This window comes from Gorillibacterium sp. CAU 1737 (genome assembly GCF_039888655.1).
Classification (GTDB): Bacteria; Bacillota; Bacilli; order Paenibacillales; family NBRC-103111; genus Gorillibacterium.
Window position 1 is genome coordinate 757,809 of the sequence record NZ_JBDQQO010000001.1, and the last position, 23,584, is coordinate 781,392.

20 protein-coding genes are annotated in these 23,584 nt (G+C 55.0%); 15 read left to right on the top strand and 5 right to left on the bottom strand.

Annotated features, from left to right (window positions below):
• Positions 1-117: 117 nt before the first annotated feature.
• From AAFN83_RS03530 to AAFN83_RS03550, 5 genes are all read left to right on the top strand, one after another.
• A complete protein-coding gene (locus AAFN83_RS03530; RefSeq protein WP_481810472.1) occupies positions 118-801 on the top strand; it encodes a response regulator in 684 nt (227 codons plus the stop codon).
• 4 nt (positions 802-805) lie between these two features.
• A complete protein-coding gene (locus AAFN83_RS03535) occupies positions 806-1,936 on the top strand; it encodes a sensor histidine kinase (RefSeq protein WP_347767097.1) in 1,131 nt (376 codons plus the stop codon).
• A 122-nt stretch (positions 1,937-2,058) separates the two neighbouring features.
• Positions 2,059-2,994 (top strand): ABC transporter ATP-binding protein, encoded by a 936-nt coding sequence (locus AAFN83_RS03540; protein ID WP_347767098.1) that lies wholly within the window; start codon positions 2,059-2,061, stop codon positions 2,992-2,994.
• 12 nt (positions 2,995-3,006) lie between these two features.
• Positions 3,007-4,134, top strand: a complete 1,128-nt coding sequence (locus AAFN83_RS03545; protein WP_347767099.1) for an ABC transporter permease — start codon at positions 3,007-3,009, stop codon at positions 4,132-4,134.
• 1 nt (position 4,135) lies between these two features.
• On the top strand, positions 4,136-5,287 hold the full coding sequence (locus tag AAFN83_RS03550; RefSeq protein WP_347767101.1) for an ABC transporter permease: 1,152 nt from the start codon (positions 4,136-4,138) through the stop codon (positions 5,285-5,287).
• A 74-nt stretch (positions 5,288-5,361) separates the two neighbouring features.
• Here the strand turns inward: AAFN83_RS03550 and AAFN83_RS03555 are convergent, their stop codons facing one another.
• Entirely contained in the window at positions 5,362-5,766 is a 405-nt protein-coding gene (locus tag AAFN83_RS03555; protein ID WP_347767102.1) for a CBS domain-containing protein, read from the bottom strand.
• Positions 5,767-6,080: 314 nt separating this feature from the next.
• Here AAFN83_RS03555 and AAFN83_RS03560 point away from each other — a divergent pair, with 314 nt between their 5' ends.
• Both AAFN83_RS03560 and AAFN83_RS03565 read left to right on the top strand, forming a co-directional pair.
• Entirely contained in the window at positions 6,081-7,049 is a 969-nt protein-coding gene (locus AAFN83_RS03560) for a LacI family DNA-binding transcriptional regulator (RefSeq protein WP_347767104.1), read from the top strand.
• Between the two features lie 25 nt (positions 7,050-7,074).
• Entirely contained in the window at positions 7,075-7,959 is an 885-nt protein-coding gene (locus AAFN83_RS03565) for an ROK family protein (protein ID WP_347767106.1), read from the top strand.
• Between the two features lie 116 nt (positions 7,960-8,075).
• On the opposite strand, the gene AAFN83_RS03570 is transcribed toward AAFN83_RS03565, so the two are convergent.
• The gene (locus AAFN83_RS03570) at positions 8,076-9,002 is read right to left on the bottom strand and encodes a helix-turn-helix domain-containing protein (RefSeq protein ID WP_347767108.1); all 927 of its coding nucleotides are present in this window, start codon (positions 9,000-9,002) and stop codon (positions 8,076-8,078) included.
• Between the two features lie 233 nt (positions 9,003-9,235).
• Here AAFN83_RS03570 and lpdD point away from each other — a divergent pair, with 233 nt between their 5' ends.
• Entirely contained in the window at positions 9,236-9,586 is a 351-nt protein-coding gene (gene lpdD / locus AAFN83_RS03575) for a prenylated flavin chaperone LpdD (protein WP_347767110.1), read from the top strand.
• A 150-nt stretch (positions 9,587-9,736) separates the two neighbouring features.
• Here lpdD and AAFN83_RS03580 read toward each other — a convergent pair whose 3' ends face one another.
• Positions 9,737-10,339, bottom strand: coding sequence for a beta-class carbonic anhydrase (locus tag AAFN83_RS03580; protein WP_347767112.1), 603 nt, complete (start codon positions 10,337-10,339; stop codon positions 9,737-9,739).
• A 173-nt stretch (positions 10,340-10,512) separates the two neighbouring features.
• On the opposite strand from AAFN83_RS03580, the gene AAFN83_RS03585 reads away from it, so the two are divergent.
• Complete coding sequence (locus tag AAFN83_RS03585; protein ID WP_347767114.1) at positions 10,513-12,030, top strand: carboxypeptidase M32; 1,518 nt, start codon at positions 10,513-10,515, stop codon at positions 12,028-12,030.
• A gap of 89 nt (positions 12,031-12,119) precedes the next feature.
• On the opposite strand, the gene AAFN83_RS03590 is transcribed toward AAFN83_RS03585, so the two are convergent.
• Positions 12,120-12,917, bottom strand: a complete 798-nt coding sequence (locus AAFN83_RS03590) for a DUF2935 domain-containing protein (protein WP_347767115.1) — start codon at positions 12,915-12,917, stop codon at positions 12,120-12,122.
• A gap of 237 nt (positions 12,918-13,154) precedes the next feature.
• Here AAFN83_RS03590 and AAFN83_RS03595 point away from each other — a divergent pair, with 237 nt between their 5' ends.
• The 5 genes from AAFN83_RS03595 (at position 13,155) to AAFN83_RS03615 (ending at position 19,487) form a co-directional block, all read left to right on the top strand.
• The gene (locus tag AAFN83_RS03595) at positions 13,155-15,524 is read left to right on the top strand and encodes a mannosyltransferase YkcB-related protein (RefSeq protein WP_347767117.1); all 2,370 of its coding nucleotides are present in this window, start codon (positions 13,155-13,157) and stop codon (positions 15,522-15,524) included.
• 20 nt (positions 15,525-15,544) lie between these two features.
• A complete protein-coding gene (locus AAFN83_RS03600; RefSeq protein ID WP_347767119.1) occupies positions 15,545-16,558 on the top strand; it encodes a glycosyltransferase family 2 protein in 1,014 nt (337 codons plus the stop codon).
• A gap of 208 nt (positions 16,559-16,766) precedes the next feature.
• Positions 16,767-17,768: an ABC transporter substrate-binding protein gene (locus AAFN83_RS03605; RefSeq protein ID WP_481810473.1), complete on the top strand. Its 1,002-nt coding sequence runs from the start codon at positions 16,767-16,769 to the stop codon at positions 17,766-17,768.
• Between the two features lie 100 nt (positions 17,769-17,868).
• Positions 17,869-18,660 carry an ABC transporter ATP-binding protein gene (locus AAFN83_RS03610; RefSeq protein WP_347767122.1) on the top strand — a complete coding sequence of 264 codons (792 nt, stop codon included), beginning with the start codon at positions 17,869-17,871 and terminating at the stop codon, positions 18,658-18,660.
• A complete protein-coding gene (locus AAFN83_RS03615) occupies positions 18,657-19,487 on the top strand; it encodes an ABC transporter permease (RefSeq protein WP_347767124.1) in 831 nt (276 codons plus the stop codon). The genes AAFN83_RS03610 and AAFN83_RS03615 overlap by 4 nt, the downstream gene beginning before the upstream one ends.
• Before the next feature lie 105 nt (positions 19,488-19,592).
• Here AAFN83_RS03615 and AAFN83_RS03620 read toward each other — a convergent pair whose 3' ends face one another.
• A complete protein-coding gene (locus AAFN83_RS03620) occupies positions 19,593-20,564 on the bottom strand; it encodes a MerR family transcriptional regulator (RefSeq protein WP_347767125.1) in 972 nt (323 codons plus the stop codon).
• 349 nt (positions 20,565-20,913) lie between these two features.
• Here AAFN83_RS03620 and AAFN83_RS03625 point away from each other — a divergent pair, with 349 nt between their 5' ends.
• Positions 20,914-23,565, top strand: a complete 2,652-nt coding sequence (locus tag AAFN83_RS03625) for a glycoside hydrolase family 9 protein (RefSeq protein ID WP_347767126.1) — start codon at positions 20,914-20,916, stop codon at positions 23,563-23,565.
• The last annotated feature ends 19 nt before the right edge of the window (positions 23,566-23,584 follow it).

A 23,584-nucleotide genomic window follows, 5' to 3' on the forward strand; every position in this document is an offset into this window, starting at 1 on the left:
ATTCCTGCTTGCTTTTGCCAGGGGATTGGTGTGTAATTAAGCCGTTATCAGGGAAGGGGACTTCCGGTGAAGATCAAAGTGCTTATTGCGGATGACAATTCCTTTATACGAGAAGGAATGAGGATTATCCTTACCACCTTTGAGGAGTTCGAGGTGGTGACTACGGTGGAAGACGGAGCTCAGGCGGTGCAAGCCTGCCGCGAGCAGGAGATTGACGTCGCTCTCTTGGATATTCGGATGCCGGTGATGACCGGCGTGGAAGCGGCTCGCGAAATTGTGGCTGCGACTCGCACGAAGCCGCTCATGCTCACCACGTTCGATGACGATGAATTTATTCTTCAAGCGATCCAGGCGGGGGCGAAGGGCTACCTGCTGAAAAATAACGACCCGGAGCGCATTCGAGATGCGATCCGAACAGTGCATCATGACCATCATGTTCTGCAGGATGTCGTCGTAGAGAAGATTCGGGCGAGCCTGGCGCAAGCCGCTTCTTCCTCGTTTGCATCCTCTGCAGGCACATTACCAGACCCGGCCCCTGTCGTGCCGAAGGAAGCGTCCGCGGGGAGTGCCTTTATCCCCGGAGATCGAATTGACCGCTCTCTCTTCACGGAGCGGGAGCTTACCATCATGGAGTTGATCGCCAAAGGCTTGTCCAATCGAGGGATGGCCCGCCAGCTCTACCTGTCTGAGGGCACGGTAGCCAACCACATCACCTCGATTTTAAGCAAGACGGGCTTGAGCCACCGGACGCAGATCGCCATCTATTATTTGACGGGAGAAGTTCATCAAACGGAGGAATAGGGTTATGCCAAGCTCGGAATTAGGGTCTTTGGGGAACAAAGTGCTCCTCCTGCTTTTCCTGTGGGTGGACGCTTACGAACGAGCAGGCAGCGGGATGAACCCGTGGATGATTTTGGCCTCCCTCTGTTACCTGGCCCTTTCCCTTGCGGCCGCGATTCTGTCCAAGCATCCCAAGGCCTATCGGACACTGGAGATGGGCTCTGCTCTCTTTGTCCTCCTGTGTACCTTTCAGATGGAGGAGGCGTTCGTGCTGCTGTTCCCGATCTCCCTTTGGGGGATCGGAGGGAGAGCGAACTGGCATGGGGCCATTCTGCTCAGCGCTTGTCTCGTTCCACTCCCTTTCCTTTCTCAGGATCAGGTTGCGGTCTACGTCCTCGCAGCCGGACTGACGGGGCTTCTTCAATTCAGTGTGAGGCGCTATGCGCAGCGACTGGCGAAGATTGAGGAAGAATTCGAGCTCATGAAGGGGCAACTGGATGGGGTAAAGCGGTCCCTGCGTGAAAACGGAGAGCTGCTCCGGCAATCCGCTTACACGGTCAAGCTGGAGGAGCGGAACCGGCTCTCGCAGCAGATTCACGATGACATCGGCCATTCGATGGCAGGTGCCTTAATCCAGATGGAAGCGGCCAAACGGCTGCTGCATCATCAGGTGGATCAAGCGGGTGAGCTGCTCACCAATGCCATTTCGATATCGAAGGAGGGGCTGGAACGCATCCGCCTCACCTTGAAGGATGTGAAGCCGAAGCCGGAGGAGTTGGGCTACCAGCGCCTTCGCTTGTTTGCTGAGAAGGTCGCGGCCGAGCACCTCATTCAAACAACAGTAGCCTGCAGCGGAGAGATGAGCCGGGTGACGCCCATTCAGTGGAAGGTTATTCATGAGAATGCCATGGAGGCGGTAACCAATTCCATTCGCTACAGCGGCGCCAGTACGATTCACCTCGACATTCAAGTGCTCAACCGATTTGTGAAGTTTGTGGCGGTGGATAATGGCCGCGGGACTGATAAAGTGGTCAAAGGATTGGGCATCATCGGCATGGAGGAGCGAGCGGCTACTCTCGGAGGGACTGTGACGGTCAATGGGACGAACGGCTTTACTGTGACGAGCCTGCTGCCCTGTACGGATCGCCCCGCATGAGCATGAGAAATCTCATAGGACCTCTTTCGTTCGGGGGAGAAAAGGGATGAACTTCTGCACTGGCAGGAGTTCATCCCTTTTTTTACAATGAAACAAGGACGCAGCAGATAGGAGATTGACCCATGAACATACTGGAAATTGAAAACCTGACCAAGAAGTTTGGAGATTTCGTCGCAGTCGATCAGATGAATCTGACAGTGCGAAAGGGGGAGATCTTCGGCTTTCTAGGAGCTAATGGAGCCGGTAAGAGCACCACGATCAATATGGTAGCTTCCCTGCTCCAAATCACCCGAGGCGAAATTCGATTGAACGGGCGGAATATAGAGAAGAATCGCACTTATGCGAAGATGAACACCGGGATCGTCCCTCAGGAGCTGGCGATCTATGAGGATATGACCGCCTATGAGAATGTGAGCTTTTTTACGGGATTGTACGGCTTGCGAGGGGCGCTGCTGAAGGAAAGAACGGAAGAGGCGCTGGAGTTTGTTGGCCTTGGCGACCGGATGAAGGCGATGCCCAAAACCTTTTCGGGCGGGATGAAGCGGCGGCTGAACATCGCCTGCGCCATTGCCCATCGGCCTGAGCTGATCATCATGGATGAACCGACGGTAGGCATTGATCCGCAATCCCGCAACTACATTTTGAAATCGGTTCGGAAGCTGGGTGAGCTCGGCAGCACCATTATCTACACGACTCACTACATGGAAGAGGCGGAAGAACTGTGTACGCGCATTGCCATCGTCGATCACGGTAAAATCATTGCAGAGGGAAGCGCGGAGCAATTGAAGGCGACCATCACGGATTCCAAGGAAATCTGGATCGGCCTGAAGCTCGAAACAGAACCGAATCTCGGCAAGTTGAAAGAGCTCCCCGGGATTACCGCCGTTCATTTGGAGGACCAGACGCTCAAAATCATCTCCAAAGCAGAGGTAAACAATCTGAATCTTATTCTCCAGCAGTTGATGGAGGATCACATAGAGATTCGATCCGTGGACGAGAAAGCGCCGAATCTGGAAACGGTGTTTCTCACCTTAACCGGACGAAATTTGAGGGATTGAGGAGGGGTGGTTATGAGCAACAGCTTGAGGATTGCCTGGAAGGAAATCAAAACCACCCTGCGGAACCGATTTACCTTTCTGCTGATGATCGCTTTTCCCATCGCCATGATGACAGTGCTCGGATTTGCCTTGAGTGAAAACTTCTCTTCAGAGCCTTCTCTTGACAGGATCTCCATCGTGGTGCAAAAGAACGTCAACCAGGATGAGCTTCGTACAGCATGGGATTCGTTTGAAAAAGGCATGGCGGAGAGAGGAGTCAACTGGACAGAGAACCTGGGCCGAGCAGAGAGCGAGCGCGGCGTAACCCAAGGCCGGTATACGGCCTATCTGGACGTGAACGACAAGGGAATCCGATACACATCCCGTCATTCGGGAGGGATCGAGGACAATATCGTGGAGGGGATGCTTTCTGCCTTTGTAGACCGTTACAACCTGGCGGTAGCTGCTTTCCAGGAATCCCCGGAGCTCGGCATGCGGTTAACAAACGCTCTGTCAGCAGAGGCAACGCCGATCAAGGAAAGCTCCATTAACCCGAACCGCTCTCCAGGATCCATGGATTATTACGCTATGGCGATGTCCACCATGATCGCCTTTTACGCAGCGACGACCAGCACCCATCTGATCCAGGGAGAGCGGGCTCGCAAAACAGATAGCCGGCTCATGTCGTCCCCGCTTACCAAAGCCCAGCTGTTTGTTGGCAAGGTGCTGGGAGCCACCCTCATCAATACCTTGTTCGTGCTCGTCGTGGTATTGTTCAGCCGATTCGTGTTTCACGCCGATTGGGGCGGCCATTACGGGGTTGTCCTCGCACTCCTCATGACCGAAGTTCTCTTGTCCGTAAGCATCGGCCTGGCCGCTGGCTATCTGTTCAAAAAAGACAGCAGCACCGCCGTCATGATTATTCTGACGCAGGTCGTCTCCTTCCTCGGAGGAGCGTATTTCCCGCTGTCTCAAATAGGCGGGTTTCTGGGCAGCCTAACCTGGCTGTCGCCCCTTCGCTGGGCTAACCATGCGATGATCGAGATCATCTACAACGATCGGCTGACCGCGGCTATCCAGCCTATAACGTTGAACTTGGCACTGGCCGCCTTGTTCCTATTCATCTCAGCGGTTTCTCTGAAGCGAAAGGAGGGTCTCTAGGATGGCCAACATTCTCTGGATGATGCGCAAGACCTGTTTGAATACGTTTCGAAGGCGCATGAGCTGGCTGATCCTCTTTTTCATGCCTGTCGTCGGAGTCCTGATTTCCATCCTGCTTTATTCCGGCACGAGCTCCATGCCGCTTCGCCTCGGGGTGGTCAATATGGATGGAACAGAGAAGCAGGCAGAGGACACGATTCACTTCCTGAAGGGGCTGAACAAGGTCTCCTTAACCTTGATGGAGGAGAAGGAGCTGAACGAGAAGATCGCCGCCGGTGAACTGGATGCAGGCGTTCTCCTTGCAAAAGGGTATTCGGATGCGCTTCTTGCAGGAGACCGAAGCGGACTGGAGATCCGGTCCATGAAAGGAGCCGAATCGACAGCCTTTCTAAAAGCGATGCTGGAGCAGTATTCCGGCAATCTCGCCTCGATCGGAGCGGCGGTTCAGGGAGATCGGGAGGCCTTCGATCAGTTGCATGATCGTTATCGACAACAGAGCTTTCAAGTAGAGCAGGCGTCGGTATCCGCCGATACGACTCATTCTCAAGATGTAACCTACCAAACCTTCGGCTTCCTGATCCTGTTCATGCTCTTTTCCGCAACCAACATGGCCTCCTTGATATTGGAGGAAAAAGAAAACCGGACCTATCTGCGGTTGATGTCCTCTCCGCTCACGGCCCGGGCTTATGTTTTATCCAACGCACTCGTTAGCCTGCTGGTGCTGCTGCTTCAGATTGTCGTCACTCTGTTTGTCATGAAAGAGCTGCTCGGGCTTGATCCCGGAATAAGCACCTGGAAAATCGTGATGGTGTTTACCGTATTCAGCTTAGTGGCGATCGGATTGGCTCTCATGCTGGCTTCCCTGTGCAAATCAAGCAACAGTATGATTTCCATGCAGAACCTCATCGTGGTACCGAGCTGCCTCTTGGCCGGCTGCTTCTTTCCTATAAGCGTAATGCCCGCAGCACTTCAGAAGGCGGCAGCCTTCACCCCGCAGCATTACATCCTGGATGCGCTCGATCGGTTTCAGAGCGGCCAATCCATCTCCGGATTCGGCATGAATTTCGCTATCTTGTTCGCTTTTGCTCTTGTCTTCGTTCTCGCCGCCATCTATCGGTTCGGACGCAATAACGATACCCGCATGTTCTTTTAACGGTTACAATGAAAAACCGCGCTGACGCTCTCCTGTTTCGGGAGGAGAGGCAGCGCGGTTTTTGCGTGGTGCGATTAATCCATAATACTGTCGTTATAGTATTCAATGATGTCCCTGCGTCGGATGATGCCCAGAAACACTCCGCTCTCGTCCACGACCGGAATAAAGTTCTGGTCCGCGGCCAGGTTCAGCATATCCTCCATGCTAGTGTCGATTCGAACACTTTCCAGCCGAAAGCGTTTCTCCACGTCGGAGAGCGGAACCTGATCCATCGTAGCGAAGGACAATCCAGGGGTTCGTTTGATTTTCCAGAGGAGGTCGCCCTCCGATAAGGTTCCGATGTATCTGCCGTCGGGATCGATTATGGGGATGGCCGTGTAAAGGTGTTTTTCCAGCTGCTCCGCTGCCTCCAGCATGCTGACGGACGAGAGAAGATAGGCAACCCGCTCCTTCGGCAGCAAAAATGAAGAGACCAACAATGTCCTCAGCTCCTTATTCCATGCTTCTGGAGCGTGTTTGCTAACCTAGGAAACGTCGATTAGCAGGTGAGAAAAGAAAACTCGACCGAAGATCGGGTTTGTAAACACGCTCTAAATCATTAAAGCACAGCAGGAAGGGCTTTGAAAGGTTTGAGCGAAAATTCACAAGAAAAAAATATGGTTCACCCTGCATCAAATGAGATATCAGCATGCGTTGAAACGTTTCATCGAAGGTGGTATACTCGGAACATCTGCTTGGTGAGGCTTCTCTGTCGGCAGAGAGTACGATCATTTTGACGAATGCAGGTGATTCCATGCCGAGCATGAAGGACGTTGCCAAGCTTGCCGGAGTGGCGATCGGTACGGTTTCCCGCGTGATAAACGGCAACCCTACGGTTACCGATGAAGTGCGCTGGAAGGTTCAGCAGGCGATTGAGCAACTGCAATATGTCCCCAATGAAATGGCGCGAAACCTCAAGAAGCAGACCTCAAACCTCGTGGCCTTGCTCGTGCCGACGGTGTGGCATCCCTTTTTCTCTGAGCTTGCCTCCTATGTAGAGGAGGAGCTGGACAGCTGGGGCTACAAGCTTCTGCTCTGCAACAGCGGGAGCAAGCCTTGGAAGGAGAAGCAGATCATCGGCCTCCTGGAGCAAAATAAAGTTGCCGGGATTCTCGGGATCTTCTCCAATCCGGTGGAGGAATCCGTCTTGCACCGCATCCCGGTGGTGAGCATCGATCGACCTTTCCGGGCGAATATCCCTTGCGTAACCTCGGACAACCATGCGGGCGGGAAGCTGGCTTTGCATGAGCTCGTGAAAGCAGGCGCGCGTCGGTTGGCGTATTTGGGAAGTGTCCCCACCGTACCGAATGAATGCGTTCGACGGCGAGACGGCTTTCTTGAAGCGGCGTCGCAGCTCGGCATCCCGGTTACGGTCTTTGAACCGGAGGAGCCGATCGGCGATTGGAACGCCTACCTGGAGCGCTTTTTGGATCAGACGCCCGGCATTGACGGTATTTTTGCGAGCCAGGATGAGAAGGCGATTCGCTATATTGCCTTTGCCGAGAAACGAGGCATTCGGGTTCCGGAGGATGTGAAGGTCATTGGCTACGATGGGATCGCCTTTGAGGGAGGACTTCGCGCAAGCTTGTCCACCATCCGGCAGCCGGTGGAAGAGATGGGACGAATGGCGGTCCGTCTGCTGCTGCAGCGGATTGCCGGTGAAAGCATGGAGGAGAAAGTGTACCCCCTTCCGGTCGTCTATCGGCCGGGAGATACAACTTGAAGAGACCTGAGGGAGGATGTACAGCATGCGCTTTGGAGCAATAGAAGCCGGAGGAACGAAATTTGTTTGCGGCATTGGCAACGAGAACGGCGTCATCGAGGAGAGAATCAGCATTCCGACGGAAATGCCGGAGAAAACCATTCCGCAAGTGATCGAGTATTTCAAGGACAAGCAGGTAGCGGCCATCGGGATTGGGTCGTTTGGTCCCATCGATATCGACAAGAACAGCCCGACTTACGGGCATGTAACCACCACGCCGAAGCCGGGCTGGAACGGGTATGATTTTCTGGGAGCCTTAAAGTCGGCCTTCGACGTACCGTTCGGCTGGGATACGGATGTCAATGCGGCCGCATACGGCGAAGCCATCTGGGGCGCAGCCAAAGGGCTCAAGAGCTGCGTGTACTACACCGTCGGTACCGGGATTGGCGTCGGCGTTTATTCCCAAGGACGGCTGGTTCACGGCCTGGTCCACCCGGAAGGCGGACATGTGCTGCTTCGCCGTCATCCGAGCGACAGCTTCGTCGGCTTTTGCCCGTATCACAATGACTGCTTTGAAGGACTGGCTGCCGGACCCGCCATTGAGAAGCGCTGGAAGGTCAAAGGAAGCGAGCTTGCCAAGGATCACGAGGCCTGGGAACTTGAAGCCTACTACCTCGGGCAATCCATTGCCAATACGATACTGATGCTCTCGCCCGAGAAGATTGTGCTGGGGGGCGGAGTCATGAAGCAAGAGCAGCTCTTCCCGCTGATTCGTGCGGAAGTTCGCAAAAACCTCAATGGCTACGTAAGCGCACCTCAGCTGCTGGACGGGCTGGACGATTACATTGTAAGCCCGGGACTCGGCGATAACGCAGGGCTGGCCGGCTCGCTGGCGCTTGGGGTCGCAGCCTACCGCAAGGAAGAAGTTTGACCGAACGAGCGCTGAACTTGAGATAAGGATTGCGATGCAGAACCTCCATCCATGAAGAAACCCTTCCGGGCAGTAGGAGCGAGAACCGCTCTGCCTGGAAGGGTTTTTCGTGCTGGTTACATCAGAGATGCAGCTTCACGATTCGCCTGCCGAACAGGCCGCGCTTCAATGTAGCCGCGGTAGCCCATCGGGGCGAGTTGGAAGCGCGGGCCCTCCTCGTCGGCCCAGGTGAAGCCGTACAAGGTTGGGTCGTAGCTCTTCATCATATCCCACACCTCGCCGATGGCTTCCCCGTAATTCTCATCATCATACGGCTGGCCTTGGAAGACCATCAGCTTGCAGGCAGCGAGATCGATGACCTCGAAGCCTTCCGGCACCGAGCCTGCGTAGTCTCTAGGGACTTCTACACCCTGAGTGTAGACAGAAGTTCCAGCCGGACGAAGAGAGTCGGGCATCCACATGCCGATCGGTTCGTAGAGGGCCCCCTTAATGGCGGTAAGAACCTCCCAAATGTCACAGCCCATCTCTTCGCAATACTCGAAATAATGGGTGGCCTTCTTTCCTCGTTTCAAAATCAGCTTTCGAGCCGGACGCTCGACCACTTGCACGAAGACGGTGCGAGCTTGCGCTTTTTTCGTCATGGCTTGATCTCCTTTTTGAATAGTGAGGTAGTAATCCTGGACCCGGGGAGGCATGAACAGCTTAACGGCGGGCTGATCCTTGCAATAGGTTTTCGGGCAGATACCGAATTCGCGGGTAAAGGCTCGCGTGAACCCTTCATGGGAATCAAAGACATAATCGAGGGCAACATCGAGAATCCGCATCCGCCCCTCCTTCAGGCTAAGGGCCGCTTGAGTGAGCCGAAGGGACCGAATATAGTCGAAGGGAGTTTTACCGAGAAGTTCTTTGAAGATGCGGCTGCTGTGCCAAGGGGAATAGCCGGCTTGCGCCGCCAGTTGATGCAGGGTGATCGGTTCGCTGAGGTGATCTTCGATATACGCTTGCATGCGTTGTACGGCTTCGACTTTTTCCCGGTTCTCCATTTCTTCCACCTCCTAAACCCAGCATACGACAACGAGGAGAAACGCACTTGACCGCAATTGCGAAGCTGAAGGCTCTATCATAACGGGAAAATAAGGAAGGTTCTATGCGCTCCTCGAGCGCCTTTCTTTTTGTCCAACCGTTGAAAAATAGCTTGAATGCGCATACAATAAGAAGGAAGTATTGAGAATATTTCGCAAACAATATCGATTCCAAAGAAACGGAGGCGACCGGCATGAGCGCAGGGGCAAAGAAACCGTTTGACATCCGCATCCACACCATTCGATTAGGCAGTGATTATCTATTCGTGGTGACGGGAGGGGAGGCACACATCGGGGCTTCGGCAATGGCTTACTTTCAGGACGGCAAGATCCACACGGAGCTGGCAGTGGTCCCCGGACACCGGGAAGACCGGCTCGCCCTCGAATGTGCGGGATTGGCTAGCACAAAGCTAGGGGCAACGGTGACCGTCACCATGGGCATTCACATCGAGAAGGCGAGCCGTTCGGACATCGAACTGGCGGTTCAGACGGTCCGCGAGGAGATGAACCGGGTGTTGGATGAGCTGCTTCAGCCTGCAGAATGAGGAAGCAACGCAGACCCTTCGGGTTCCGGCCATGTGCCGGGACTCGAGGGGTTTTCTACGGATACCAACACAAAAACCCTCAGGAGGTCACTTGTGTCAACCGTGACTCCTGAGGGTCGCCGCTCACCTTCCGCTGGTGGCAGGCTGTTGTTATGATAGGGTTTTGTTCGGTTCTTCTGTATGCTCGGTCTCCCGTTCTTTGCCGCGGGTAACGACGAGCAGCTCGCCGGTCTCGGGATTCATGACCAGCCCGTGGACGCCGATATCGGAAGGAAGCAGGGGGTGGTTGCGAATGACGCGTACGCTGTCTGCCACGGCATCCGAAACGGAATGAAAGCCGGTAAGGAAGCGTTGGAGGTTGATCCCTGAGTTCTCCAGGGTCCGGATGGTTTCTTTGGAGATTCCGCGCGCTTCCGCGTCCGTCAGGACTTGCTCGGCATTCAAGCTTGTCATGCCGCAATCCTGATGGCCGACCACGTAGACCTCTTCGGCGCCAAGCGAATAGATGGCGACCAGGATACTGCGCATGATACTTCCAAAGGGATGGGCGACGATGGCGCCGGCACTCTTGATAATCTTGGCGTCGCCATTGCGAAGGTTCATGGCCTTGGGCAGCAGCTCGACGAGGCGGGTATCCATGCACGTGAGGATAACCATCTTCTTATCAGGGAATTTCGTGGTGCGAAAAGCTTCAAACTCTCGGTTTTGAACGAAAGTCCTATTGTATTCCAGGATTTCAGTAAGACGCGACATGGTGTCCCTCCTTATGGATTTTATTTGAGTGAAGCGATCGATAATCAGTGTAGCACAAGGCAGTCTCTGACACCAACTGGTTTCCTGTGAGCCATTCCATTGAAAAGATTGGAGAAAATCGGTAAGATCGAAGATGGAGTTCATTTCGGAATGAGAGAAACGAGGCGAATGGAATGAGTGTATTTGAAGAGAAAAAGAAAAGCTTTCTTGACCTGACCAGCCGCATGAAGCAATACCAAGAGGCTGTGGGGATCATGTATTGGGACCTTCGCACCGGCGCACCCAAGAAAGGGGTAGCGAAGCGGTCCGAGGCCATCGGCCTTCTGTCCACGGAGATTTTCAAGCTTTCGATCTCGGATGAAATGGTCGGGTACCTGACCTACTTCGAGCAAGAAGAGAATGCCAAGCAAGTGGACCCGATTACGAAACGTCTCGTGGAAATTCTTCGCAAGGAATACGACCGCAGCGCGAAGATTCCTGCCGAACGCTACCAGGAGTATGTGGTTCTGACTTCACAGGCGGAGTCCGCTTGGGAAGAGGCCAAGAATGCCGACGATTACAGCAAGTTCAGCCCTTACCTGGAGAAAATCATTGCCTTCAATCGCGAGTTCGTCGAGATTTGGGGCTATGAAGAGCATCCTTACAACGCGCTCCTGGATCAATTTGAACCAGGGATGACCGTGGCGAAGCTGGATCAAGTGTTTGGCGCGCTCCGTGAGAAGCTGGTTCCTCTCGTTCACGGCGTTCAGGAATCGAGTCACAAGCCGAAGACCGACTTTATGTTCACCTCCTACCCCGTCGAGAAGCAGAAGACGTTTAATCGCTTCATTCTCGAACAACTGGGTTATGACTTTGATGCAGGCCGTGTCGATGAGACCGAGCACCCGTTTGCCAGCGGCTTCAACTTAGGCGACGTTCGCATCACGACACACTATAAAGAAAACCATTTCTCCGATGCGCTGTTCAGCACCATCCATGAATGCGGACATGCCCTTTATGAACAAAATGTGATGCAAGAGCTGGACGGAACGCTATTGTGCTCGGGAACGTCAATGGGCATTCATGAATCGCAATCCCGCTTCTGGGAGAACATGATCGGTCGCAGCCGTTTCTTCTGGGATCGATATTTCACCGATCTCAAGAAGCAATTCCCGGAGCAGCTGGACGGGGTAACCGAGGAAGCCTTCTATGTTGCGCTGAATGAAGCGAAACCGTCGCTCATCCGCACCGAATCCGATGAGTTGACCTACAACCTGCACATCATGATCCGCTACGAGCTGGAAAAGGACATCATCAGCGGCAAGGTTACCGTGGACGAGCTTCCAGCACTGTGGAATGCCAAGTACGAAGAGTACCTCGGTGTGACCCCGCCGAACAACAAGCTCGGCATCCTTCAAGATGTTCACTGGGCTGGCGGTAGCTTCGGTTATTTCCCGAGCTATGCGCTTGGCAACATGTATGCTGCGCAGTTCGAGCGCGCACTGCGCAAGGACCTCCCCAACCTAGATGAACTCGTCCAAGCCGGTGATTTCGCACCGATTAAGCAATGGCTCACCGACAAAATCTATCAATATGGCATGCTGAAGACCCCGGGCGAGCTCATCACCGGCATTACCGGCGAAGAACTGAACCCGGATTACCTTGTCCACTACTTGACGAAGAAGTATTCCGACATCTACAAGCTGGTGTAAGCGGAACGATCGAGATACCAGCCGAACATCCTTGAAACCGAAAAGCGAACCAAGCCGGACATCCACCGGCAGGGTTCGCTTTTTGCTTGTTACCCGGATTTGCTGACCAGAGCCCCTTCAAACAGATCAATGATGTGCAGGAAGTGCTCCGCCTCCCGGAAGACATGATCGGCGAGCAGCGGGTGAATGATGCTCTTGATACGGCAGGCTTCAATCAGATCGCGGGCTGTCTTTTTGAAATCCCGTAAAGACTTTACCGAAACTCGGTTTTGATCCAGGAATTGATCGAGAAGAGGAACCGTTTGAGATTGCGGCCGCATCGAGTCCAGGTCTCGGGCCTGATTCAACAGTTGGTCGAACTCGTCACTGAAGGTTCGAGCTTGATCGACCAGCTTCCTCTCGGAAGGATCGAGCAGGTGACCGATGAACTTGGCGTGGTCGGCCATGATGCGGAGGAAGAAGACATTTTCATTGATGATGGCATCCGGCAAGGCATCCAGCTGTCCCGTATTGAGCTGTTCGAGCCGGTTGCGGAAATAGAAGGCCTCACGGCTGACGTGGTCCACCAACAGAGGGAAATTGTTTTGTCCAGGTAACTGGCATCGCAAGATCAAGCCCAATACTTTTCGCTTGAAAGCCCAAATGTGCGTAACGGCGGTATGGACCTCGGCATTGAACCGCAGGATGGTTTGGGGGTCCGTCCCTGCATTATAGGTGTGCGACTTGCTTTCAATGGCTTCAAAGATCGAGTAAAACTGATTGGCTTCCTGAATCAAGGTTGTATCCTCGCAGCGAAAGCCCAACCGGAGAAACAACGAGTGTTCCTTCATGATACGAGACCAAAATTGGATTTCATCTAACGAACGAATAACAAAGGCATCTGGCACAGAATGTCCTCCTTTTGGTGGATCTCCCTACTAGTGATGTATTCCGAACCGAATGTCCTTTATACCGCTGTCACGAAATGTTTGCCGCTTCTCCAGTGCTCAACGGGAGCAGTGTTTTTTTCGCTCTTTAAGCTTCCATTAAGCTAATGATAACGTGCCGTTAAGGAGGATCGTGCACAATACAGAAAAACCTCTGGAACGGTGCGGGTGACACGAGGAATGAAGGAGTCGGTTGGGATGGAGAAACGATGGAAGCGAGTGGATGGGTATTTAGCAGGGATCACGCTCCTGTCTTTGTTTTTGAATGTGTTTGGCATATGGAGGGACACCTACTCCAATTCCTACTACACCGCAGCGGTGGCGAGCATGATGGAGAATTTCAAAGCCTTTTTCTTCGGGTCACTCGACCCGGTAGGCTTTGTGACAGTGGATAAGCCCCCGGTTGTATTCTGGATTCAAACGCTGTTTGCCAAAGTGTTCGGGTTATATGGCTGGAGCGTGATTTTGCCTCAAGCCCTCGCCAATGTTGGGTCGGTGCTGCTCCTCTACTTCCTTCTGAAGCCGACGTTCGGCAAGCTGGCTGCACGCATGGGAGCGCTCGTTCTGGCCCTCACCCCCATTGCAGTTGTCATCAGCCGCTCCAACAACATTGACGGGATGCTGGTGTTCACCCTGCTGCTTGGAGCCTGGATGCTGATGAAGGGAGTCCGAACGAAGAAAGCAGGATGGGTCCTCGGAGCATTCGCAATGATCGGTATCGGCTTCAACATGAAGATGCTGCAGGCATATATGGTGCTTCCCGCTTTCTATCTCTTTTATTGGCTTGCGGTAAAAGGTAACTGGAAAAAGAAAATCGGGCTTCTCTCAGGAGCTACGGCTCTCTTGTTGGTGATTTCGGTATCGTGGGCGGTCATTGTGGATGCCATACCAGCCGACAAGCGGCCTTACATCGGAAGCAGTCAAACCAACTCGGTGCTGGAGCTGGCCTTTGGTTATAACGGTGTTAGCCGATTAACCGGCGACCGAAACAATGGAGGAAGCGGAGGCTTTGGCGGCGGGCAAATGCCAAGCGGGTTTGAGCGGTCTGCAACGGGACAGGCAGCTCCAGGTGAGCAGGGCTCTGGACGCGGGCAGCGGGGCAACTTCAACGGTGGCAACAGCATGACAGCTCCTGGTGGTCGCGATGGACAAGGGAATGCGCAAGGCAGCTCGCCTGGACAGAGCAGCAGTGCCGACGGGGCGACCGATGGCGCAGCAGGCGCACCGACCGGAGAAGCCATGCAGGGCGGACCCGGCGGGATGAATGGTCAGATGCCCGGCGGGAATTTCCCCGGCGCGGGCGATGACGGTGGCGCCAACCGCAATGGCGGCAGCGGCGGGATGTTTAACACCGGGACGCCGGGTGTCTTCCGCCTCTTCCAGTCGGAGCTCTCCGGCCAAGCCAGCTGGCTCTTGCCCTTCGCGCTTGTCGCCAGCATCGGCTTGCTGGCCGGCATCCGGTTCCGCCGCGGCGGCATGGCGGCTCGTGAACGAGAGACGCTGTTCTGGCTGGCCTGGTTGATTCCGGTCGGCGGGTTCTTTAGCATCGCGGGGTTCTTCCACCAGTATTACCTGATCATGCTGGCACCGCCGATTGCGGCCTTGGCAGGTGCCGGCTGGAGCGTGTTATGGAGCTACTACCGCGAGAAGCAAGGCTGGAAGGCATGGCTGCTTCCTGCTGCTCTACTCGCGACGACTGCCTTCCAGCTCTATGTGCTTGACCCTTACCAAGAGTCGATGGGCAAGGGATGGCTGATCGGGGTAGGAGCAGGCGGCACAGTCCTTTCGATTTTGTTGCTTCTCCGGCTTCTTCCGAAGAAAAGCTCCTTTGCCGCTGCCTTGCTCGGAATGCTCGTCCTGCTCTCGGCTCCAGGGTACTGGTCCTACTTTCCTTCCACGCAAGCGAACCCGAACTCTTCCGTTCCAGCGGCTGGCCCCACCGGAGCGACCGGGATGGGGATGGGCGGCGGAAACCGAACCGCCATGGCTTTCCCCGGCGGGATGCCGGGAATGAACGGATCGACGGATGATACGGGCAACCCAGGCAACCCGGGGAACTCAGAGAATCCGAGCGCCTCGGGTGACTCAGCCCAACCTGGCGATGCCTCTGTGGCGTCCGGTGAGCGTACGGATGGTCGGACTGACGCGAACAGCGGCGGCTTCAACTTCTCTCGAGGCTCCTCATCGGTGGACACCGATCTGGTCGCTTATCTGAACAAGAACAACACTGGGGAGAAGTACCTGTTTGCCACGACCAGCTCGCAAACGGCGGCTCCCTATATCATCCAAACCCGGCAAGCGGTCATGGCCATGGGCGGTTTCTCCGGCTCCGACCCCATTCTGACGGTCGACAAGCTGAAGGAGATGGTCGCAAACGGCGACGTGAAGTACTTCCTTATGAACGGAGAAGGCGGAAGGGGAGGTTCTTCGGAAGTAACGGAGTGGATTATCGCGAACAGCACGGCGATTCCAGAGAGCGAATGGAAGGGTGCCTCCGCCTCCACCGAAGAAGGCGTGATGGGAAACGGAGGCTTTGGCGGAACGACCTTGTATGAAATCAAGTCATGAGGGAAGGAGGCGGATTGGGCATGGAAGGAACGTTGAAATACAGCATCGTCATCCCCGTATACAATGAGGAGGAGGTCATCCATGAGACCTACCGACGTCTGCAAAACGTCATGGACACCACCGGAGAATCGTACGAGCTGATCTTCGTCAACGACGGGAGCCGCGACCGTACCGCCGAGATTCTCAAAAGCTACTGTGCGGTGGACGGAACGGTGAAGCTGATTGATTTCGCTCGGAACTTCGGCCATCAGGTGGCCATCACGGCCGGGATGGATTACGCAGGCGGGGAGGCGGTCGTCGTCATTGACGCCGACCTCCAGGACCCTCCGGAGCTGATTCTGGAGATGATCTCCTTGTGGAAGCAGGGCTATGAGGTGGTCTACGCAAAGCGGATTGCACGCAAAGGCGAAACTTGGTTTAAGAGGACGTCTGCCCAGCTCTTTTATCGCGTACTGCGGGCCTCTACCGAGATCGACATACCCGTAGACACCGGTGATTTCCGATTGATCGATCGGCGGGTGTGCGAGGAGATGAAGAGGCTGCCGGAGAAAAATCGGTTTGTCCGGGGACTCGTCAGCTGGGTAGGCTTTCGGCAGACCGCCATTGAGTACGTTCGCGATGAACGGCTGGCGGGGGAAACGAAGTATCCGCTTAAGAAGATGCTTAAGCTCTGCTTGGACGGGATCACGTCCTTTTCCCATAAGCCCTTGAAGCTGGCCGGGTACGCAGGCTTTCTCTGCTCCGCGGCAGGCTTCATCTACATGCTGACGGTTTTCTATCAGCGATTGTTTACCTCGCATGCGGTTCCCGGCTGGTCCTCGCTCATGATCGTGCAGCTCTTTTTCAGCGGCTTCATTCTGATCATGCTGGGAGCTGTCGGCGAATACATCGGGCGAATCTATGAGGAGGCTAAGGGCAGGCCGCTCTATATTGTCCGAGATGTGGTTTCGATGAGAGCCGATTCCGCTGCCGCTCCCGCTCCCGCTCGCCAGGAGTACTCCAATGTGCGGGAACTGGCGTCGAGACGGCGATAATCTCAAGTATTCGCAGGGAACGCTAGAATCGCACTTCCTGCTAGACGGGTTTGCAAACACGCTCTAAGCCTTGCGTAGGGGTTTCGGAAACCGAAGCCCGCGCAGGGCTTTTTGCTGTGTCGTTCTCCTCGTAAGTGGGACCACTTTTCCCATAGGCGCATACACTGTTGAAAGACAGCATGACTTGGGAGGGAAGAGGATGAGGAAGATGGCATGGTGGAGGCGGACCGCCCTTGCGGGGCTAAGCATAGCCCTGGTGATCGGGCTCGCGGGATGTGGAGAGAAAGAGGCATCGAAGGTGAAGATTGGGGAAGTGACGCGCTCGCTCTTTTATGCCCCGCAGTATGTTGCCTTGTCTCAAGGGTTTTTCAAGGAGGAAGGGCTGGACGTCGAGCTTCAGACGACCGCAGGCGGCGACAAGACGATGACCGCCATTCTGTCTGGAGTAGTGGACATTGGACTCGTAGGCTCCGAGACGTCCATCTATGTCGAGCAGCAGGGCTCGGATGATCCGGTCATCAATTTTGCTCAGTTGACGCAGACGGACGGAACCTTCCTCGTCGCGCGGGAGAAGAAAGCGGCGTTCGATTGGAATGAGCTCAAGGGGTCCACCTTTCTCGGTCAACGAAAGGGCGGCATGCCCCAGATGGCGGGCGAGTTTACGCTAAAGAAGCATGGGATAGACCCGCATCAGGACATGACGCTCATTCAAAACATTGAATTCGCCAACATCGCGACCGCCTTTGCTTCCGGGACCGGGGAGTTCGTGCAGCTCTTCGAACCGCAGGCTTCGGTCATGGAGAAGGAAGGCAAAGGGGCGGTCGTCGCTTCCTTCGGCGTAGAAAGCGGGCACCTTCCTTACACGGTATTCATGGCAAAGCAGAGCTTTCTGAAGAAAAATCCCGAGCTGGCACAAAAATTTACGAATGCCCTTTACCGGGCGCAAATCTGGGTTGAGAAGGAGTCGGTTCCGACGATCGTCGATGCGATTCAGGAATACTTCCCCAACACCGATCGCGATATCCTGGAGAGCGCTGTGAAGCGGTACAAGGAACAAGGGTCATATGCGGCGGATCCGATCATTGACGAGAAGGAATGGAACAACCTGCAGGATGTGATGGAGCAGGCAGGAGAATTGAAAGCCCGCACGGACTACGGAAAGCTGGTTGATAACTCCTTCGCGGAGAAAGCGATGGAGGCCAAGAAGTGAGAAAGCGCAGGCCGACCGCCACCGTGCAGGGTTATCCTGCCTGGAGGAGGCCGGCCTTCGCCTTCCATTTTGGTCAACCGGCCAAGGGAGGGATGAAACGTTGCGCGAATCGGCTCTACAGGTAGAGGGCATCACCCATGTGTATGTGTCGGAGCGAGGCGCTTCGCTTGCGCTTGATGACATCTCGTTTGCCATCCGAGCCGGCGAGTTCGTCAGCTTGGTAGGACCAAGCGGCTGCGGCAAAACGACGTTGCTTTCGATCATGGCCGGCCTGATCGTACCGACCCGAGGAACGGTTGTGTTCCCCGAAACAGGCAGTAGTCCGGGAGCTTCCTCCCGTATCGGGTATATGCTGCAGCAGGATTACCTGTTTCCCTGGCGGACCATCCTCGACAATGTCCTGCTCGGCTTGGAGCTTCGGGGCCGCGTGGCCGAGGAGCGCCGGGAATGGGTGCTTCAGCTCCTGGATGAGCTTGGGCTCTTGCAGGTGAAGGACCGTTACCCGCACCAGCTGTCGGGGGGGATGAGACAGCGGGCGGCCCTGGTACGGACGCTTGCGACGGAGCCGGATCTCTTACTTCTGGATGAGCCCTTTTCCGCCCTCGACTACCAGACGCGGCTTCAGTTGGAGGAGCTGATCCTGGACATTTTGCGGATGCATAACAAAACAGCGCTCCTCGTCACCCATGACATCGCAGAGGCGGTGGCGATGAGCGACCGGGTGCTCGTCATGGAGCGAAACCCCGGCCGCATCCGGCATGAGCTGTCCGTCCCGGATGCCGTTCGTCTGGTCAGCCCGATCGAGGCGAGGGAGACTCGCGGGTTCCACTCTCTGTTTCATGAGATCTGGCGAGAGCTGGAAGACCCCGACAGCAAGGAGGGACGAACATGAAGCGAGACTTGGAGGAAGAGCGACTCCGGTTGACGCAGCAAGCGCATCGGGCTTATTTGAATGAACGCAAGCGCATAAGGCTGCACGTTCGGATCACTCAGCTCACTCTGCTCGTGCTCTTCTTTGGGCTGTGGGAGTGGGCGGGCCGAAGCGGCCGGATCGACACGCTGTTGTTCAGCTACCCCAGCAAGATTATCCGGCTTTTGTCCGAGATGACGGGAGACGGCTCGCTGTTTCCCCATATCGGCATGACGGTGACCGAGACGGTGATTGGATTTGTGCTGGGCACGATCATGGGTACGGCGGTGGCCGTTCTGCTGTGGTGGTCACCTTTTGCAGAGCGGGTACTCGATCCCTTCATCGTTGTCCTGAACAGCATGCCCAAGGTGGCGCTTGGTCCGCTGTTTATCGTGGGGCTCGGTCCGGGCATGCTCTCGATCATCGGCACGACACTAGCCGTGAACGTGATCATTACGACGCTCGTGATCTATGCGAGCTTTCGCGAAGTGGAGCCGGGGTATACGAAGGTGGTTCGCCTGCTTGGGGGGAGCCGCTCCCAGGAGTTCCGCAAGGTGATCTTCCCGGCCGCTTACCCCGCGATCGTCTCCACGCTCAAAGTGAACGTAGGCCTGTCCTGGATCGGTGTCATCGTTGGGGAATTTCTCGTCTCCCAGAAGGGGCTCGGCTATTTGATCGTATACGGCTTTCAGGTCTTCAACTTTACGCTCGTGCTGGGCACGCTCTTCCTGATCGCCATTGTTGCGACCTTCATGTATCAGGCAGTAGCGTGGGCAGAACGCAAGCTGGTAAGCACGAAGCAGGGCTGATCTCTCCTAACTAACATAATAATAGCCGTTCGGATGAGAAGGCCTCCCTCTCTCCCGAACGGCTTCGAGTTTTTCCTCCTGCATGTGCAAACCGTAACGGTTTCACTACTTAAGCGAAGAAACCATTTCTTCTTGCGGCAGCGGACTGCGTTTCACAATGGGAATGAACAGATCCATCTGCTCGCGGCGGTTGCCTTCGGCATCTTCCATCGATCCGATGATGTGGCCCATGTCGTAACGCTCGGCCTCATCATTTTCGAGGGTGGAGACGGCATAGACCTCACTGGCTTCCGCCCATTTGTGAACGAACGTGTTCACTCGGTTGATATCATCATCGTCAAACGCAACGGCCGCTGCGTACAAGCCTCCCGGAAAGTCAAATACCTCGAAGCCGTTCGTATCGGTCATGCCTTCCGGGATGGCAAACAGCCATTCGAAATCATTTAACACGGGGTTAAACCACATGAAGTCGCGCGGAAACAGGTTTTGCGGCGGATGGATCGCGCTGAACCAACGGTCGAAGGGTTCCAGGCCCTTTTTCCCAGACCGAGCCATTCGAACGGGAGGCAGGGTGAGAATGCGGATATCGGGCTTCTTCTCCAACTGCTCAACGGTCTCCAGGAGGGAAGGAGCGGCCTTTGCTTTTTCTGCGTCCTGAAAGCCTTCAATATAAGATTCGACCTTGTTCGCCTTCTCATAAAGGAGCTTCAGATCCATTTCCTTCTGCATGTCGTAGCTTTCGATCTGCTCGATCAAAGCGATCAACAGGCTGCGCAAGTGCAGCAGCAGTTCCTTCTCGCGGTCGATCGTCTTCAGCTTGTCACTCAGCACTTCAATCAAGACCGAAGCATTCGGGCTGGAAAAGATGCGGGCAATGTCCTTGATGGAAATATCCAATTTGCGAAGGATCAGGATGTGTTCCAGGCGTTTGACGGCTTCCTCGTCATAGCAGCGATAGGAGTAATCGTCGACATGCAGGCTTTTGATCAAGCCCATTTCCTCATAGTACTGCAGGGCTCTTGTGGTGATGCCGTATTGCAAGGTAACTTCACGAATCTTGAGCAGTGGGGCGGTCACGGGAAATCCCTCCTATTGGTAATTGTCTCTATCTTAAACGACGACGCAGCGGCAGAGTCAAGAGAAAGAGAGAAGAAGAGGATGCACGCTTGTGAAAAAGGGAACCTTTAGGGGGATAAATGTTCAATGTGAATAAATATTATAGCATGAGGAAAATATGGCACCAATTAGCAAAAAGGTGGATTATTTTATAGAAAAGTAGCTTTTCCACCCTATGAAATTTGTTAAATAAAGGCAATAATTGGCTTGTCAGAGGGAATTCCAATCTGATAATAAGAAGAAAGGAGGAAGTGTAAGCGCTTAATTGATGTTCACTGGGAGCTTCCAACTAAAAAAAGAGGGTGAGAGAATGAGATGCAAGAGCCGTAGTTTCAAGCATGTGAGCATGTGGCTGTTGGTGATCTGTCTGGTAGCGGGGTTGTTTCCCGCGACCCGGAACGGAGGCGTGACCGAAGCGGCAGGAAGCTACAACTACGCGGAGGCCTTGCAAAAAGCTATTTATTTCTATGAAGCGCAGCGATCGGGTGATCTCCCAGCGAACAATCGGGTAGAATGGCGCGGAGACTCGGGCATGTTGGACGGCTCCGATGTCGGAATTGACTTGACCGGCGGTTGGTACGACGCGGGCGACCATGTGAAATTCGGGTTCCCGATGGCGTTCTCGGCCACCATGCTCGCTTGGTCGGCTTACGAGTATCGCGCTGGTTATCAACAAGCCGGCCAGCTCGACAAGCTTCTGGAGAACCTGAAGTGGGCTACGGACTACTTCATCAAGGCTCATACCGCACCGAACGAGCTGTATGGTCAGGTCGGAACCGGCGGCATCGACCACTCCTGGTGGGGGCCTGCTGAAGTGATGCAGATGGAGCGGAAATCGTACAAGATTGACGCAACGAAACCGGGTTCGGATCTCGCAGCGGAGACGGCAGCAGCCCTTGCCGCCTCGTCCCTCGTTTTCCGGCCGACGGATCCTGCTTATGCCGATACGCTGTTGACTCATGCCAAACAGCTCTATTCGTTTGCAGACACGTATCGCGGCAGCTATTCGGACAGCATTACGGATGCCGGACAATTCTACAAATCCTGGAGCGGGTATCAGGATGAGCTGTCCTGGGGCGGAGCCTGGCTCTATCTGGCCACGCAGGATACGACTTATCTGAACAAGGCCATTGCCGCTACTGCAAGCTGGGGCAAGGAGCAGGATGGGAGCTGGCCGGTCAAGTGGACGATCAATTGGGACGACAAGCGATATGGCGCCCAACTGCTGCTCGCCCGGATTACCTCCAAGCTCGGCATGCCGGAAGCGCAAACCTTCACCCGAGAAACCGAGCGCAACCTGGACTTCTGGACGGTCGGCACGAACGGGCAGCGGGTTTCCTATACCCCTGGCGGACTGGCATGGCTGGATACCTGGGGTTCGCTCCGCTATTCTGCAAACGCTTCCTTCCTTGCTTTTGTCTACTCTGATTTTGTAACGGACCCCGTCAAACAAGCGCGTTATCGTGATTTCGGCGTAAGTCAAATCCGTTACATGCTGGGTGACAACCCTTCGAACCGGAGTTATGTCGTGGGCTACGGGAACAATTCGCCGCAGCATCCGCATCACCGAACTTCGCACGGTTCCTGGTCGGACAGCCAATCGGTCCCGGTTAATCACCGGCACATTCTGTACGGAGCATTGGTAGGCGGCCCAGACAAGTCCGATGGTTATACCGACAGCATCTCCGACTACGTGAGCAACGAAGTAGCGACCGATTACAACGCTGGCTTTACCGGTGCATTGGCGAAGATGAACCTGCTTTATGGCGCCGGTCAGCTTCCGCTCGCAAACTTCCCCGCGCCGGAGACGCGCGAGGACGAATTCTTCGTGGAAGCCGCAATCAACCAAGCCAACACGAACTTCACTGAAATCAAAGCCCTCTTGAACAACCGTTCCGGCTGGCCGGCCAAGATGGGCGATAAGCTCTCCTTCAAGTATTTCATCGATCTGAGCGAGGTTTATGCCGCAGGGTACACCGCCGACCAAGTGACGGTGAACACCAATTACAATCAAGGGGCCACCGTCTCGAAGGTGCTGCCTTATGATGCGGCCAACCACATCTACTATGTGCTGGTAGATTTCACGGGAACGAAGATTTATCCCGGCGGCCAGCCTCACTTCAAGAAGGAGATTCAATTCCGCATCAGCGGACCGCAAGGAGCCTGGAATCCGGCAAACGACTTCTCGTATGCAGGCCTCACCAGCTCCGGTGTTGTGAAGACGTCCAAGATTCCAGTCTATGATGCAGGCGTGAAGGTGTTCGGCCAAGAGCCGGGAGGAGTCATCCCGACGCCGACCCCGACTGCAACGCCAACGGCCACGCCGACTGCAACGCCAACGGCCACGCCGACTGCAACGCCAACGGCTACGCCGACTGCAACCCCGACGGCCACGCCGACTGCAACGCCAACGGCCACGCCGACTGCAACCCCGACGGCTACGCCGACTGCAACGCCAACGGCCACGCCGACCGCAACCCCGACGGCAACGCCAACCTCGCCGCCTGGGGCCCTTAAGGTGCAATACAAGGCGGGGGATACCAATGCAACGAACAATGCGATCATGCCTCAGTTTAATATCGTGAACACCGGGTCGACGGCCGTTGACTTGAGCACGCTTACGATTCGGTACTACTTCACGAAGGATGGGCAGACATCCCTCAACTTCTTCTGCGATTATGCCCAAATCGGAAGCACAAACGTGCAAGCGAAGTTCGTCACGATGGCGACTCCGACGGCAACAGCCGATACGTACCTGGAGCTTACCTTTAAGGCTGGATCCGGTAATTTAACAGCAGGCGGGGAGTCCGGTGTGATTCAAACCCGCTTCCACAAAAATGACTGGTCCAACTTCAACGAGGCAAACGATTACTCGTTTGATGCCACGAAGCTCAACCTCGTCGATTGGAATCAAATCACGCTCTATCAAAACGGAACGTTGGTTTATGGGATCGCTCCCTAACCATATCAAACCCTAAGGA